Here is a 14,541-nt window from a genome sequence, read left to right on the forward strand (position 1 = left end):
CACCATTAGTAGACTGACGACGCCACTATGCCGTCTTCGCGGCGATCACGGAGGCAGGCGCCTCTTCGTAGCTTTCGAACTCCATCGTGTAAGAGGCCCGGCCCTGGGTCAGCGACCGGATCGTGTTCGCATAGCCGAACGCCTCGCCGAGGGGCACGTTGGCGCGAACGACCTGGGTGTCGCCCAGACCCTCGATACCGCGGATGTTGGCGCGCCTGCGGCTAAGGTCGCCGAGAATGTCACCCAGGAAGTCCCCGGGCGTGGTAACCTCGAGCTTCATCACCGGCTCCAGGATCACAGGCTTGGCCTTTGAAAGGGCCGCCTTCGCGCCTATCTGCGCCGCAGCGCGGAATGCCATTTCAGACGAGTCAACGTCGTGGTAGCTGCCGTCAACCAGGCGGAACAGCACGTCCACGACAGGGTAGCCACCGAGCGGGCCGGCGGTAAGAGCATCGACGACGCCCTTCTGCACGGCCGGGAAGAACTCTTTGGGAACGGAGCCGCCCTTGACGGCCTCGACGAACTTGTAGCCCTCGCCGCGAGGCAGGGGCTCGACCTCAAGCCACACGTGGCCGTACTGGCCGTGACCGCCGGACTGCTTGACCAGCCGGCCCTCGGCCCTCGCCGCCTGGCGAATGGCCTCGCGGTACGCGACCCTGGGCCGGCCGACGTTGGCCTCAACCTTGAACTCGCGCTTCATGCGGTCGACAATGATCTCCAGGTGAAGCTCACCCATGCCGGACATGACAGTCTGGCCGGTCTCATCGTCGTAGCGGATCTTGAGCGTCGGGTCCTCGGACGCCAGCTTGTTCAGCGCCTCGCCGAGCTTCTCCTGGTCCACCCTGCTCTTCGGCTCGATGGCCACGGAGATGACGGGCTCAGGGAAATTGATAGACTCGAGCTGGATGATTGAATTCTCGTCGCACAGCGTGTCGCCGGTGCCGGTATCCTTCGCGCCCACGCAGGCCGCGATCTGGCCCGTGCCGATCTCGCTGATATCCTCGCGCCGGTCGGCGTGCATCTTGACCAGGCGGCCAAGGCGCTCGCGCTTGCCGGTCGTGGCGTTGTAGACGGAGGAGCCGGACTTGATAGTGCCGGAGTACACACGAATGTAAACGAGGCGACCGATGAACGGATCGGAGACGACCTTGAAAGCAAGGGCGGAGAAAGGCTCGCTGTCGGCGGCCTTTCGCACCAGGTCCGCTCCGGAGCGAGGGTCCTTGCCCTCGGCAGCGGGAACGTCGAGCGGAGACGGCAGGTAAGAAACCACTGCGTCAAGTATTGCCTGCACCCCGCGATGGCGCAGCGCGCTGCCGCACATTACCGGGACGATCTTGTTGTGGCAGACTGCCTTGCGGAGAGCAGCTTTCAGCTCGTCCTCAGAGATCTGCTCACCTTCAAGGAACTTCACTATCAGAGCATCGTCCGTCTCCGCAATCTTCTCAATCATGCGATCGCGGTACAACTTGATCTGCGCCTTCATATCCTCCGGGACCTGGGTCTCAATGGGAGGAGTGGGGTTGTCGTCAATGAATAGCCATGCCTTCTGCTCTATCAGGTCCACATATCCTTCGAACTTGTCTTCGGAGCCGATGGGTAGCTGAATGGCTACCGGGTTGGCGCGGAGCCTGTGGATGATGCTGTCGATGGCCTTCTGGTAGTTGGCGCCCACCCTGTCCATCTTGTTGATGAAACAGATCCTTGGGACCTTGTACTTGTCGGCCTGGCGCCACACAGTCTCGGACTGGGGCTGCACGCCAGCGACTGCGTCGAAGATAACGACGCCGCCGTCGAGGACGCGGAGGGACCGCTCCACCTCGGCCGTGAAGTCCACGTGGCCCGGGGTGTCGATAACGTTGATGTCGTAGCCCTTCCACTCGGCGTTCGTCGCGGCGGACATAATCGTGATGCCGCGCTCGCGCTCCTGCGCCATGAAGTCGGTCGTCGTGGTGCCCTCATCAACGTTGCCCACCTTGTGGATGCGGCCCGTGAAGAACAGCACGCGCTCTGTGACGGTCGTCTTGCCGGCGTCGATATGCGCGATAAAGCCGATGTTTCGTATCCTGCTAAGCTTCGTTGTCGTGTTAGTGGTCATGTTCCTACTTCAACTTACAAGGGCAGCATCGGACCCGGACGGGCTGTCGCCCCGCATCCTCTCCTACCACCGATAGTGCACGAACGCGCGGTTGGCCTCTGCCATCCTGTGCACATCTTCCTTCCGCTTCACAGCCTCGCCCTGCCCCCTGGAGGCGTCCATCAGCTCGGCAGCCAGGCGCTCCGCCATGGGCTTGCCCTTGCGGGACTTCGCCGCGTTGATGATCCACCTGTAGGAGAGGGCCATCTGCCTCTCCGGGCGCACTTCCCTGGGAACCTGGTAAGTCGCGCCGCCTACGCGGCGGGACCGTACCTCGAGCGCGGGCATGGCGTTTCTGATCGCCTGCCGGAATACCTCGATGCCGGGCCGGTGTGCCTGCTTCTCAACCTCGTTGAGGGCCCCGTACACGATCCGCTGGGCCGTGGTGCGCTTGCCGTCCTGCATCACCCTGTTGATGAATCTGGTCAGCTCAACGCTTCCGAACTTCGGATCAGCGAGTACTTCCCTGCGCTCTGCTCTTCTACGCCTTGCCATGCTTTCCTCAGTGTCCCACACCGGAAGCTTCCTTCCGGCAGATTAAATAACAAAATTCGTCGCCGTCGTTCCTGGAATAAGGGTCCGAATCCGTGAGGGGAGGGCCTTACTCTTGCTTCGCCTGCGGCTTCTTGCTGCCGTACTTGCTGCGGCCCTGCTTGCGCTCGTTTACACCGGCGGTGTCCAGAGCGCCGCGAACGATGTGGTAGCGGACTCCGGGGAGGTCAGGCACCCTGCCCCCGCGGATCAAGACAACGGAGTGCTCCTGGAGGTTGTGTCCTTCGCCGGGAATGTACGCCGTCACTTCCATGCCGTTGGTGAGGCGCACCCTGGCGACCTTGCGGAGAGCGGAGTTCGGCTTCTTCGGGGTCTGCGTCCTTACGATAGTGCAGACGCCTCGCTTCTGCGGGGAGCCCGTGTCTCTTCGGGTCCTGTTTTTCAGTGAGTTGAAAGCGAAGCGGAGCGCAGGGGACTTTTGCCGCCTGCTCTTGGAGCCCCGTCCCTTTCGTACCAGCTGATTTACCGTTGGCATGACACTTCCTTCTTCAATTTCACATCGTGCCGGCGGCGCCTTTTCGCAAGGCGCAATTTATCTTTCATGTCCCGAAGGACACAAAGAGAGATTATACAAAGTTCCTACCTGCATGTCAACCGTGCAGGGGGGCCATAAATCGGCGTTCCCCAGTCATCAGGCCAAGCGGACACGCCTCGCCCGGAACGGCTATACGATGCGACGCCCGCTCGCCCTTCTCCCATATCGCAGAACAAGTGTCCCGACTGCCACTAGCCCTGAGCCGGCGGCCATCAAAGCTGTCGGCGTCCAACCGAACGCCCACCATCCCCCCGTCTGAGGAGGCGCTATCTGCGCCTGAGGCGCCACGGTAAAGGACGCGATCTGCCGGTCCAGCCGCACCTGGTGGTCCCCGGGCGGCCTGACAGTCTCAAAGCTAATGATGACGCTCTGTCCGGGCTAAACGTCCACGTTCTGCGTTGATTCGATCTCGCTGTCGATCCAGAGTGTCGCGGAGTACGTCCCCGCGGCCTGCCCGGTGTTGCTGACGCGCGCCGACACCGTGACCCGCTCGCCGATCAGCGGCGCCGAAGGGGCCACCGCCAGGTCAGTCACTTCGAATGTCTGCTCTTGGATCTCCCTGGACCCCGTAACGGCAAACGTTGAGAACCCGGGCACCACTACCGTGTAGTAGACCCTCTCCTGGTCCTCTCGAATGCGCTTTGACGGGTACGGTGTCGACGTGCGCTTTTGCTCGTCGAACCTGTTCAGTTCGACTGACCACTTGTGGACCTGGTTGGAATCCAGCCAGGTCTATTCTACGAAGAACATTGCGGCCGCTGCATTCACGTCAGCCGGCTGGGCGTTCTGCAGGTTGATGCTGAAAAAAGAGCTTGCGACTTTGCCTGCCGGAAGGTCAGGCAGCGCGGCCGGCTTCACACTGAGGCTATCCACTAGCACTTTCAAGTCGGGGGTGGACCGGTTGAACCGCGCCAGCACCCTGTCGATCGGCGCTGGGCTTCCCACAAGCGCGGACCATTGCCCCTGGAGCGCGGCCGTCGAGTATAGCGTCGTGTCGGCAGTCAGGGCCTGTGCCTGCGGCCTGTCCAGCGCCGGCAGCACGGTTGGCCGTATCCAGGTGGCCAGGTGCATCGAAGGCACGCTCGGCAGCTTGTCCAGCAGCGTCGGCAGCGGCATCTCCCAGAGCTTCTGGGGAGTAATCTCGGGCAGCCGCTACAATGAGGCTATCCTCTTCCAGAAGCTCTACGATGTTAATGGCCTTCGATGTGGTGATGTTCTCCATCACGGCGCCGGCTTTCACCGGCTCCATTTCAGCCCACACCGGCGCGGACGCCGCTGAGAACATTGCCTCTACGATCGCGGCGGCCTTGTCCATGGTGACGGTTTCTAACACGCGGACCGCTTCCCCGAACGAGAGGGACTCCATAATCTTGACCGCATCCGCGACTGTTGCGGCCTGCACTCTTTCCGCAGGGTCCGACGGAGCGGGCGCCTGGGCGCGTGCGACGGGACCCGTAGATACGGCAGGGAGAAGCGCCGCGCCGACCGCCAATGTCTTCAAGATTCTCAAACTCGCGCCTCTTGCGAACGAACGGCCGGTGGATACCACCGAAATATGGTAGCCAACCCGGGACGCTCTTACAATACGGCAGCTTTTCGTCGACCGCCGCGCGGGGTGTTGCCTGCCCCCACTCCGACAGCTATCGTTGTGGCAAATGGCGATTTGAAACGGAGGGCGAATGGAGAAGAGAGTCCTGGGAAAGACCGGCCTCGAAGTCAGCCTCCTCGGAATCGGACTGTTCGAGATCGGCCTCCTCGACAGGCGCGATGGGGTGCGGCAGGTCACCGGCCTCCTTAATGCGGCCCTGGACATGGGAATCAATTTCCTGGACACCGGCGAATGCTATTACAGCTCAGAGGATCTGATCGGCAAAGCGGTGTCCGGCAGGCGGCGCGAGTTTGTCCTCGCCACAAAGTTCGGCCACGCGGTGGAGAGTGTCGATAGTCCGGAATGGTCGAAGGTCACCCTCGCGGCGAGCCTCGACCGCAGCCTGAGGCGGTTGCAGACCGACCACGTGGACATCATCCAGCTCCACTCCTGCACGAAGGATATCCTTGAGGCAGGAGAGGTTATCGAAGCGCTCTTTCGCGCCAGGGAGGCCGGCAAGGCGAGGTATATCGGATATAGCGGCGACAATGACGCCGCGCTATGGGCCGCCCGGAGCGGCGCGTTCGACACTCTCCAGACCAGCTTCAACCTCGTGGACCAGCTCGCCAGGAAAGAGCTTCTGGGTATCGCCGAGGCGAACCACCTCGGCATAATCATCAAACGGCCTATCGGAAACACTGTCTGGGGCGCGGCCGCGAGGCCTGGCCTTTCCCGCGGTAACTACTACGAGCGGGCGGTAGCTATGTCCGCCCTCGGGCCCCTGCCCGACGCCCCGGAGGATGCCGTGGAAATGGCACTTGGGTTCATCTTCTCGCATCCCCAGGTTGACACCGCTATAGTGGGCACTACAAGCTTGAAGCATCTCAAGGCAAACGTGGAGACTATCGAGAAGAGGCTTCCGATTTCCCCCTCGACAGTAGCGGAATTGCGCCGGCGATTTGACATCCTTGGGAAGGACTGGCCGCAGCAGAAATAGGCGTGATTACCTTCTCCGCGTCTCACCCGATTCCGGCACCCATCCTCGAGCCTGCGCCGGGTCTTCCGGCCGCCGCTGCAGGTCTTCGAACGACATCTGGGCGCCACCCGGAGCTCGAGGCGCCCGATGGGCCTGCCGGGCAGTCCTGTGAGAAGTGGCCACCTCCGCCGACGCACGCGGCCTCACGGGCATTACCGGCCTGGCGATAACAAACGGCGGCAGCGGGGGCTGAGAGCCGGCGGGCTTCGCCGGAGATGCCGTCGCCCGCGGGGCGGGTACCACCGCACTCGGCGGCTTTGCTATCCACGTCGACACGTTCGGCCGCATGGGAGGGTTGTATATTCCGCGCGAAGGAGGGGGCGCCTTCTCCTCGCGAACGTACGGGTCAGCTCCGCAGCTCAGGTTAACGCGCAGGCGCTCGATCAGGTGCTCAACATCGTTCTTGTCGCGGTTGTACTTGTGCAGCGAAGACCGGAGCACCTCCAGGCTGGCCTCCGTCTCGGGCAGCACCACAAGCCGCACGCCCATCTTCTGCAGCCTGTCCGCTTCCTGCTTCCAGTCCACCTTGGCGATGATGTCCACCGTCGGCTTGATCCCCTGCACCTTCTTGACAGTGCGGACCGTCGCCTCCGGGTCGCTGATAGTGATTATGACGAGCCTCGCGAAACGGACATTGGCGGCCATGAGAACGTTCTCGTTGGTGCTTACACCGTACACGCCGTAGTGGCCCCTCGCGCGCCACCTGTCTATCACGCCAGGGTCGATATCTATCACGGCCAACGGCACCTTTTGCTGCTCCAGGGCCTGTGCGACCGCCGAGCCTACCCTGCCCAGCCCGCAAACGACAACATGGTTGTGCATCAGTGGGTCGATATCGGCCTCGTCATCGGCCCGCGACTTGTATGGGCGCAGCCACTTGTAACGCTTCCCCAGCCGGGCCACGCCCCAGTCCCCTGCCGCCATCACGCCGGGTGTAAGCGCCATCGTGAGCACCGTGATCGTCACGGCGAACGACACGAAGTTAGAGTCCACAAGCCCAAGGGCGGCGGCCGCACCGCATATGATGAAGCTAAACTCTCCCACCTGGAACATTCCTATGCCCGTCAGGATGGATGTCACAGGCAGGTAACCGAACCACAGCATAAAGACTGTGGTGAAGACCACCTTTAGCACCGAAGACAGCACTATGACCCAAACGACAAGCATCCAGTTGTCCAGGATGTATGAGGGGTCCGTCAGCATGCCGAGCGAAACGAAGAACAGAGCGGCAAACGTGTCCTTGAGCGGCAGTACCTCGGAAAGGGCGCGGTGCCCGAAATCCGACTCAGCGAGGATCATGCCCGCGAGAAACGCTCCCATGGCAGCGGAGAGTCCCGTCATTGATGTCACTGCGGCAGTGCCGAATATTACCGCGACTACCGCCAGAAGGAACAACTCCCTGGAACCGAGCAGGGTGATGCGTTTGAGGACCCATGGGATGACTTTGCCGCCCAGGATCCAGGTAACGGCCAGCATCGCCCCCGCCTGCAACAGGCCCAACCCCACGTTTTGCACCACCGAGCCCGCCTCGCCGTCCAGGACCGGTATGAGTGCGACCATCGGAATGAATGCAACGTCCTGCAGTACGTGGAGACCGGTCATCAGCCTGCCGTGCACTGTCCTCAGCTCGTTGCGGTCAGCGAGCACCTTCAGCACAACCATCGTGCTGCTCAGCGAGACGATCATCCCCATGATCACCGCTTCCTTGGGGAGCCACCCGGCAAGAAGGGCGAAGGGAAAGAACCCCGCCATAGTCAGGATGATCTGGGCCGTACCCCCGAGCACCACCGCCTTGCCTGCTTTGCGAAGCTCCCTGAGGGAAACTTCCGCGCCCACGGCGAACATCAGCAGGACGACGCCAAACTCGGCGAGAGTGTGCACTATGTCCTGGTCGTGCACCAGTTTTAACACATAGGGGCCGATCACAACGCCGGCGACCAGGTAACCGAAAATCACCGGGAGCCGCAAAAAACGGGCGATGGTGGCGCCGGCAAAGGCGCCCACCATGATTATGATTATCTCTACAAAAAGCGTGCCGTCTGCATGCATAGTAGATGAATGCTAAACAGAGTCTTAGATTCTTACAAGGAGAATTTGAGCCCCGTTTGCGAGGAACAAATCGCTGCGCCCGGCTTGACACCCGCACCCATCCCGTTAGAATTGTCCATGGTTACACGCCAGCCGTAGTGGTACCCAGGGTGCTACCCCCAAGGAGATGTGACTTGAAAGTAATCCTTATAGGCGCGGGGCGCGGTCGGAGGCTCATGCCGCTCACGGCGTCGGAGCCGAAAAGCTTCACTAGCGTCACGGGCAGGCGGATCCTCGACTGGTCGATGGACGCGTTCATAGAGAACGGGCTGAGCAACTTTGTCTTCATTGGCGGGTACCTTATCGACGTTGTGCGCAAGGCATACCCGTCCTTTACGTTCGTAGAGAACAGGGACTGGGCCAATAACAACATACTGTTCTCGCTGATGTGCGCCCGTGACCAAATGTCGGATGGATTCTACGCAACCTACACAGACACGCTCTATCTCGGCAACGCCGTAAAGGCGCTAAAGGAGTCCCCGCACGATATCACCGTCGTTATGGACACGAGGTGGCGCGAGCGGTACAGGTTCCGGAGCCAGCACCCCGAGTCCGACGGTGAGAAGATGATTGCTAACGGCGACAAGGTCCTAAGGATGTCTCGCAAGATCCCTTCAGAAGAGGCTTCTGGGGAGTACACCGGGGTCATCAAGATGACGCCCAGGGGGGCGGCCCAATTCGTGGACTGCTTCGACAAGCTGCTCAGGGAACTTGGCCAGGACAGGATCATCGCCGAGAACCGCACTTTCAAGATGGCGTATGTGATCCACCAGATGGACCGCATGATAGACGCAGGAATAGACATCCACTGCGTCCGCATTCCCGGGGACTACCATGAGATAGATACACTGGAAGACCACGCACTGGCCACGAAGGACTGGGACAGCCGCTTCGCGAAATGATAGACCAACCGATCAAACGAGAGGACCATGCCCACCAAGCTCTTCCCCACCACCGTGGTCGGCTCCATGCCGCGGCCGCAGTACATCAAGGACCTCGTTGAGGCGCAGGCCGCCTCCGGCCAGAGCCTCGGCGCGGACTTCCAGCGCATGATGGACTCCGCCGTCCCGTATGTAGCCCAGATGCAGGAGATGGCTGGAATAGACATCATCTCCGACGGCGAATGGCGGCGGAAATCGTACATTGGCGTCATCGCAGACATATGCTCAGGCTTTGAGCTCTCGATCAGGGAGGTGAACGGCCAGCGCCAATCGTGGCACATAGTCACGGGGGAGATCAGGCCAAACAACCCGGGGCAGATCGCGCGGGAGGCGAGATTTCTGAGGGAGCATACGTCAAGGGACGTCAAAGTTGCGCTCCCCTCCCCTTACCTGCTGGGACAGCGGATGTGGGACCCGGAGCTTTCCCGGGGGGCGTACCCTTCGCGTCGCGACTTCACTGAGGCGCTGGTGCCTGTGCTTCGCGATGAGCTGATTGCCCTGCGCAATGAAGGCGTGGCGATAGCGCAGTTCGACGACCCTCAGCTCTGCCTGTTCGTGGACCCCGCGGCGCGGGCCGACTACGCGGACCCCGATGCGGAGATGATGTACTGCGTGGATATGCTTAACCGGATTGTCGACGGCGTGGACGGCATCAAGCTGGCGCTGCACCTCTGCCGCCGCAACAAGGGGCGCAGCGGATGGCTGGGACAGGGAGGCTACGTGGCGATATTGCCCGCCTTGAAGGAGCTTGAGCTCCACATGCTGATGATGGAGTTCGCCATGCCGGCAGCCGGCGACAAAAAGGTGCTGGCCGATCTCCCCGAGAGGTTCGAGATCGGCCTTGGCTGCATCGACTGCCGCAGCCAGCACATAGACACGCCGGAGGAGATCGTCGCGCGGGTGAAGCAGGCGCTCGAATACGTCGCGCCTCACCGCATCACCCTGCACCCCGATTGCGGCTTCGCCCCCGGCAGCGCGGCTGACATCCCTATAGACGAGGCCTACCTCAAGCTCAAGAACGAGGCGATCGCCGCGCAGATGCTGCGGGACTCGGTTTGATAGAACTACCCGGCTTCCTGCATCAGGAACGCGCGTTGCGCCCGTGCCTTCATTCGCTCGTACTCGTCCGCGTGGGCGTCGCCTCCCGGGTCATCAGAGACCCCACTCGCCGCGTACCTTGTCGCTGTAAAGCCGCACTGGAAACAGTGTTTCTGGTCATCCTCGTCCAGGTACATGTCACCGGTACTACACCTCGGACAGGACTTGAGCCACATCATACCCCCGCCCCCTCCCCTGCCTCTTGCCGACGTCTGCGCGGTGCGCTGGTGTCGATTAAAGCAATATTACCGGCCCGCAGAACGTCGTCCATCGGCAATTGCCATAACACCGCATAAGCCCTATTGACGATGCTTTCCGGGACCAACAGCCACGGAGGGGCACCGTCCCCTTGGACTATGCGCTGGTAACACGCGCCGCGCTGTTGGTACAGTTCATATCAGCCGGGCCTCGCCTTCTCTGGAGGGGCATATGCAGAAACTTTTCGGCATTCCCATGGGTGACCTGCTCGTGGCGCTCGCCGCGCTGTTTGCGATTGCCACGGCCGTCACCGTCTTTGTGGCGGTCCGGAACCGGGTTGCCCTCCGCATGGCCCTCCGCAACGTGCCGCGCCGCCGCGCCCAGTCCGTCCTCATCGTCCTCGGGCTAATGCTCGCGACGGCGCTTTTCGCCGCTTCCTTCACCACCGGCGACACGCTCACCCACTCGATCCGCGTCCAGGTGGTCCGCGACCTTGGCAACGTGGATATCCTTGTCAACTCGCGTGCTACGGAGGTGAGCGGCCGCCCGGCCTATTTCGACATGGCCTACTTCGATACCGTGCGCAACGCGCTATCCGGCGACCCGAACGTGGACGGCGTTGCGCCGTTGATCAGGGAGAGCTTGCCCGTTGTCGCTCCGTCCACAAGGCAGAGCGAGCCATCCGTGGCCGTGCTGGGCGTGGACCCGCAATGGATGGCTGGATTCGACCCGGTCGTGGACACGGACGGGAGACCCCTCCGCGTTGACGATCTGGCCCTCGAAGAGGCCTTCGTCAGCGCACGGCTTGCCGAAGTGCTGGAAATATCGCCGGGCGACACTATTGAGGTCTACGCCGGGCAGGTCGCGATTCCCATCAAGGTCGCAGGCGTTTACGAGAGGGGCGGCAACCCCGCGGGGCCACTGTCGATCATTGTGCCGCTCAGCACAATGCAGTCCGTCCCCGGGCTGGCCGGACGGATAACCGACGTCGTCATTTCCAACACCGGTGACTCCGTGTCCGGCGCGGGCAGGTCGGATGCCGTGGAAGCCAGGCTCAAGCCCGTCCTGGAGGGCAGCGATCTCAGAATCGTCAAGCGCAAGCAGATGGCCCTGGAGAACGCGGAGGCGAACGGCAGCGAGATCACAACGGTCTTCTTCGTATTCGCTCAGTTCTCCGTCGCCGCTGGTATCCTGCTGATATTCCTGATATTCGTGATGCTCGCCGCCGAGCGGAAGAAGGAGCTGGGCATGGCCCGCGCCGTGGGCACCCAGCGCGGACATGTGATCCGCATGTTCACGTTTGAGGGCGCGGCGTACTCGCTCATGGCGGCCGCAATCGGCAGCGCGCTGGGGGTGCTGGTCGGCCTCGGGATGGTGCGGATCATGGGTATCGCCTTTGCAGACGAGAACTTCCAGTTCGCATTCTCGTTTAACTGGCGCAGTGTGATCATCGCCTACACACTCGGTATGGGCCTGACGTTCGGCGTGGTCCTGCTCTCCTCGTGGCGGGTCAGCCGCCTGAATATAGTGCGCGCGGTTAGAGACCTGCCCGAGCCGCCGCAGGGACGCAAAACGCTGGTGGGTACCATACTGGCAATGCTCGTCCCCATTGCCGGAGCGGCGTTCATCTACTATGGCCTCGAGTCCGAAGGGATGGGCGCGTTCATGCTCGGGGTATCCCTGGTCATAATCGGCCTCGCCCTGATCGCCCGGCGCTTCGGGTTGAGTGACCGCATCGCCTTCACCGTGGCGGGGCTCGGAGTCCTTGCCTGGTGGCTGCTGCCGCTCGATGCCGTGCGCGAACTCGTCCCGGACCTCAACCAGGGTATCGAGATGTTCTTTCTGTCCGGCCTGATGGTCGTAATCGGCGCGGTCTGGACGGTGATATACAACTCGGACATCATTCTGAACGTGACGATGGCCCTGTTCGGCCGCTTAAGGACTCTTTCTCCGGTGATGAAAGCAGCTGTTTCGTACCCGATGCAGGACAGGCTCCGCACCGGCATGACGCTCGCAATGTTCTCGCTGGTAGTGTTCACGCTGACCGTTATGGGATTTGTCATCGCCTCGAATAGCGCCGTCTATGCGGACCCGCTCAAGCTCTCCGGCGGCTACGCCGTTCGCACGGTAACGAACGCCGCCAACCCGGTGAGCGATATGCGCTCCGAGCTCGGCGGCGTCGATGGCCTTGACCTTTCCGGGGTTGGAGCGATAGGCAGCCTGAGCGGCGCAACGGCGCCCATGAAGCAGGACGGAACCGACAAAAAGATGGTGGACGACTGGTTCGTCCGCGGAGTCGATCAGGGATATGCGGAGAGCGTCACGTTCGGCTTCCTCCTCATGGACAGCGAGTTCTCGACTCCGCGCGAAGTGTGGCAAGCGCTGATGAGCCGGCCCAATACCGCGATCGTGGACGACTTCATGGTGCGTGCGCGAACGGACTTCAGCGTCGGCGAGTCCGGCCCAGACCTGCAGCTGGAGGGGTTCTACAGGGAGGACAGGACTCTGCCGGAAACCTACCTGCTCGTCCGTGACCCGCGTACGGGAACCGAGACGAGGCTCCGGGTGCTGGCTGTGGCTTGCCCAGGACTCATGGTACTCCGCGCCTGTGACCGTGTCCCAGGCCACGCTGGAGTCAGTGATGGGCGGCCCTGTGCCGGCGCGCCAGCACGTGTTCAGGCTCGCAGAAGGGACGGACCCGGAGCGGTTCGCCCGGGCTATCGAAGCCGGCCTGATCGAGAACGGCGTGCAGGCCATATCTGTCCCGCAAGAAGTCAGGGAGGACGCCGGATCTTCAAGAATGATGGACACGTTGCTCCAGGGGTTCATGGGGCTGGGCCTCATTGTCGGAATTGCGGCGCTGGGGGTAATCGCCGCCCGCTCCGTTGTGGAGCGCCGCCAGCAAATCGGCGTCCTGCGCGCCATAGGCTTTCAGAAGGGCATGGTGCAGCTTACGTTCCTGCTGGAGGCATCGTTTGTCGCGCTCATGGGCGTGGCCATGGGCGTAACCCTGGGAGTGCTGCTGGCGTTCAACATGATCAGCGAGCTATCTAAGGAAATCGCAGGCCTTACGTTTCAGATGCCCTGGAGCACCATCGCTGTACTAGTGGTGATCACCTTCGGAGCGTCGCTGCTGACCACGTTTCTTCCGGCGCGCCAGGCGGCCAGGGTGTACCCAGCCGAGGCACTCCGGTCCGAATAACGGCGCCGTCCCCTTTTCCCGGTCCCCCCTTGCGCTCAATGCTAGAATAGCTTTCGGCATGGAAGAAAAAGAACTAAAGTACTGGATCTCTTTCAATCGCATACCGCACATCGGCCGCGTCCGGGTCAGGCTGCTGGAGAGCCACTTCGGATCGCTGTCCGATGCGTGGCGCGCCGGAATTGCTGAGCTGAAGCGCGCGGGTCTCGACGAGCGGTCAGCGCAGTCGATCGTTTCGGAACGGGACGGCATCAAACCGGACGACGAGGTTGGGCTGCTCACCCGGAACGGCATTAAGGCCTACACCTGGCACGACAGGGAGTACCCTCCCCGCCTCAAAGAGATCGAGGACCTGCCGCCGGTACTCTATGTCCGGGGCGAAATGACCACGCAGGACGAACGGTCAATTGCAATCGTGGGGACGCGGAAGGCGACGCCCTACGGCCGGCAGGTGGCGCACCAGCTCTCTTTCGACCTTGCGCAGGCCGGCATGACAATAGTGAGCGGCCTGGCGCTCGGCATCGACGGCGTTGCGCATCGAGCGGCTATCGAAGCCGGCAAGCGGACAATCGCCGTGGTGGCGAGCGGTCTGGACATCGTCTACCCCAGAGAGCATACGCGACTAGCCTCGGAGGTCGCGCAGCACGGCGCCGTGGTCTCCGAGCACCCGGTGGGCACACAGCCGAAGGCGGAGTACTTCCCGCGCCGGAACCGCATCATAAGTGGCATGACACTCGGCACGGTGGTTGTGGAGGCGGGCGAGGAGAGCGGCGCCCTTATCACCGCGCGGCACGCAATAGACCAGAATCGAGAGGTTTTCGCAGTCCCCGGCAGTATCATGTCCCTGAACAGCAAGGGCGCGAACAGGATTATCCAGCGGTCGGAGGCCAAGCTGGTCTGCGACTACAAGGACGTCCTGGATGAGCTCAACCTGAGCGGCAACAGCGGCAAGCAGCTGCAATTGGCGATGGAGGCCTTCTTCCCAGCCAGCGACCAGGAGTCGCAGATCATGTACTATCTAACACATGAGCCCATTCACATCGACGAGATTATCAGGGGCTCAGGACTTAACATATCGACCGTCAGCAGCGTCCTTGCTATGATGGAGCTACGCGGCATGGTCCGCCAGGTTGGCGGAATGAACTACGTCCGCGTTTAATCCCCAACTCGTA

General features: G+C 62.0%; 14 protein-coding genes. 7 read left to right on the forward strand and 7 right to left on the reverse strand.

Annotated features, from left to right (window positions below):
• Positions 1–25 precede the first annotated feature (25 nt).
• The 5 genes from fusA to FJ319_05225 form a co-directional block, all read right to left on the reverse strand.
• Entirely contained in the window at positions 26–2,095 is a 2,070-nt protein-coding gene (gene fusA / locus FJ319_05205; GenBank protein MBM3933685.1) for an elongation factor G, read from the reverse strand.
• Positions 2,096–2,158: 63 nt separating this feature from the next.
• Positions 2,159–2,629: a 30S ribosomal protein S7 gene (gene rpsG, locus FJ319_05210; GenBank protein MBM3933686.1), complete on the reverse strand. Its 471-nt coding sequence runs from the start codon at positions 2,627–2,629 to the stop codon at positions 2,159–2,161.
• Between the two features lie 106 nt (positions 2,630–2,735).
• On the reverse strand, positions 2,736–3,161 hold the full coding sequence (locus FJ319_05215) for a 30S ribosomal protein S12 (protein ID MBM3933687.1): 426 nt from the start codon (positions 3,159–3,161) through the stop codon (positions 2,736–2,738).
• A gap of 438 nt (positions 3,162–3,599) precedes the next feature.
• A complete protein-coding gene (locus FJ319_05220; protein MBM3933688.1) occupies positions 3,600–3,947 on the reverse strand; it encodes a PGF-pre-PGF domain-containing protein in 348 nt (115 codons plus the stop codon).
• A gap of 6 nt (positions 3,948–3,953) precedes the next feature.
• Positions 3,954–4,337 carry a hypothetical protein gene (locus FJ319_05225; GenBank protein ID MBM3933689.1) on the reverse strand — a complete coding sequence of 128 codons (384 nt, stop codon included), beginning with the start codon at positions 4,335–4,337 and terminating at the stop codon, positions 3,954–3,956.
• Between the two features lie 71 nt (positions 4,338–4,408).
• Between FJ319_05225 and FJ319_05230 the strand changes: the two genes are divergently transcribed.
• Together FJ319_05230 and FJ319_05235 are read left to right on the forward strand one after the other, a co-directional pair.
• Positions 4,409–4,783: a hypothetical protein gene (locus FJ319_05230; GenBank protein MBM3933690.1), complete on the forward strand. Its 375-nt coding sequence runs from the start codon at positions 4,409–4,411 to the stop codon at positions 4,781–4,783.
• 117 nt (positions 4,784–4,900) lie between these two features.
• Positions 4,901–5,806 (forward strand): aldo/keto reductase, encoded by a 906-nt coding sequence (locus tag FJ319_05235; GenBank protein MBM3933691.1) that lies wholly within the window; start codon positions 4,901–4,903, stop codon positions 5,804–5,806.
• A 6-nt stretch (positions 5,807–5,812) separates the two neighbouring features.
• Here the strand turns inward: FJ319_05235 and FJ319_05240 are convergent, their stop codons facing one another.
• Entirely contained in the window at positions 5,813–7,894 is a 2,082-nt protein-coding gene (locus tag FJ319_05240) for a hypothetical protein (GenBank protein ID MBM3933692.1), read from the reverse strand.
• A gap of 173 nt (positions 7,895–8,067) precedes the next feature.
• On the opposite strand from FJ319_05240, the gene FJ319_05245 reads away from it, so the two are divergent.
• Positions 8,068–8,835 carry a phosphocholine cytidylyltransferase family protein gene (locus FJ319_05245; protein MBM3933693.1) on the forward strand — a complete coding sequence of 256 codons (768 nt, stop codon included), beginning with the start codon at positions 8,068–8,070 and terminating at the stop codon, positions 8,833–8,835.
• 27 nt (positions 8,836–8,862) lie between these two features.
• Positions 8,863–9,933, forward strand: coding sequence for a cobalamin-independent methionine synthase II family protein (locus tag FJ319_05250; GenBank protein ID MBM3933694.1), 1,071 nt, complete (start codon positions 8,863–8,865; stop codon positions 9,931–9,933).
• 5 nt (positions 9,934–9,938) lie between these two features.
• On the opposite strand, the gene FJ319_05255 is transcribed toward FJ319_05250, so the two are convergent.
• Positions 9,939–10,151 carry a hypothetical protein gene (locus tag FJ319_05255; GenBank protein ID MBM3933695.1) on the reverse strand — a complete coding sequence of 71 codons (213 nt, stop codon included), beginning with the start codon at positions 10,149–10,151 and terminating at the stop codon, positions 9,939–9,941.
• Between the two features lie 250 nt (positions 10,152–10,401).
• Here FJ319_05255 and FJ319_05260 point away from each other — a divergent pair, with 250 nt between their 5' ends.
• Genes FJ319_05260 through dprA form a run of 3 tightly spaced genes read left to right on the forward strand, consistent with a single transcriptional unit; the run spans position 10,402 to position 14,528 of the window.
• Positions 10,402–13,224, forward strand: a complete 2,823-nt coding sequence (locus tag FJ319_05260) for an ABC transporter permease (protein ID MBM3933696.1) — start codon at positions 10,402–10,404, stop codon at positions 13,222–13,224.
• Positions 12,812–13,372: an ABC transporter permease gene (locus FJ319_05265; protein MBM3933697.1), complete on the forward strand. Its 561-nt coding sequence runs from the start codon at positions 12,812–12,814 to the stop codon at positions 13,370–13,372. The genes FJ319_05260 and FJ319_05265 overlap by 413 nt, the downstream gene beginning before the upstream one ends.
• Positions 13,373–13,430: 58 nt before the next feature.
• The gene (gene dprA / locus FJ319_05270) at positions 13,431–14,528 is read left to right on the forward strand and encodes a DNA-protecting protein DprA (protein ID MBM3933698.1); all 1,098 of its coding nucleotides are present in this window, start codon (positions 13,431–13,433) and stop codon (positions 14,526–14,528) included.
• Positions 14,529–14,541 lie beyond the last annotated feature (13 nt).

This window comes from SAR202 cluster bacterium, assembly GCA_016872355.1.
Classification (GTDB): domain Bacteria; phylum Chloroflexota; class Dehalococcoidia; order Lucifugimonadales; family VGZY01; genus VGZY01.

Excerpts from the sequence above, each read along its gene's own strand:
- fusA (MBM3933685.1), bottom strand. The coding sequence starts at position 2,095 with ATGACCACTAACACGACAACGAAGCTTAGCAGGATACGAAACATCGGC.
- FJ319_05265 (MBM3933697.1), top strand. The coding sequence starts at position 12,812 with ATGGGCGGCCCTGTGCCGGCGCGCCAGCACGTGTTCAGGCTCGCAGAA.
- FJ319_05230 (MBM3933690.1), top strand. The coding sequence starts at position 4,409 with ATGTTAATGGCCTTCGATGTGGTGATGTTCTCCATCACGGCGCCGGCT.
- FJ319_05260 (MBM3933696.1), top strand. The coding sequence starts at position 10,402 with ATGCAGAAACTTTTCGGCATTCCCATGGGTGACCTGCTCGTGGCGCTC.
- FJ319_05255 (MBM3933695.1), bottom strand. The coding sequence starts at position 10,151 with ATGATGTGGCTCAAGTCCTGTCCGAGGTGTAGTACCGGTGACATGTAC.
- FJ319_05250 (MBM3933694.1), top strand. The coding sequence starts at position 8,863 with ATGCCCACCAAGCTCTTCCCCACCACCGTGGTCGGCTCCATGCCGCGG.
- FJ319_05235 (MBM3933691.1), top strand. The coding sequence starts at position 4,901 with ATGGAGAAGAGAGTCCTGGGAAAGACCGGCCTCGAAGTCAGCCTCCTC.
- rpsG (MBM3933686.1), bottom strand. The coding sequence starts at position 2,629 with ATGGCAAGGCGTAGAAGAGCAGAGCGCAGGGAAGTACTCGCTGATCCG.
- FJ319_05215 (MBM3933687.1), bottom strand. The coding sequence starts at position 3,161 with ATGCCAACGGTAAATCAGCTGGTACGAAAGGGACGGGGCTCCAAGAGC.
- FJ319_05240 (MBM3933692.1), bottom strand. The coding sequence starts at position 7,894 with ATGCATGCAGACGGCACGCTTTTTGTAGAGATAATCATAATCATGGTG.
- FJ319_05225 (MBM3933689.1), bottom strand. The coding sequence starts at position 4,337 with ATGCCGCTGCCGACGCTGCTGGACAAGCTGCCGAGCGTGCCTTCGATG.
- dprA (MBM3933698.1), top strand. The coding sequence starts at position 13,431 with ATGGAAGAAAAAGAACTAAAGTACTGGATCTCTTTCAATCGCATACCG.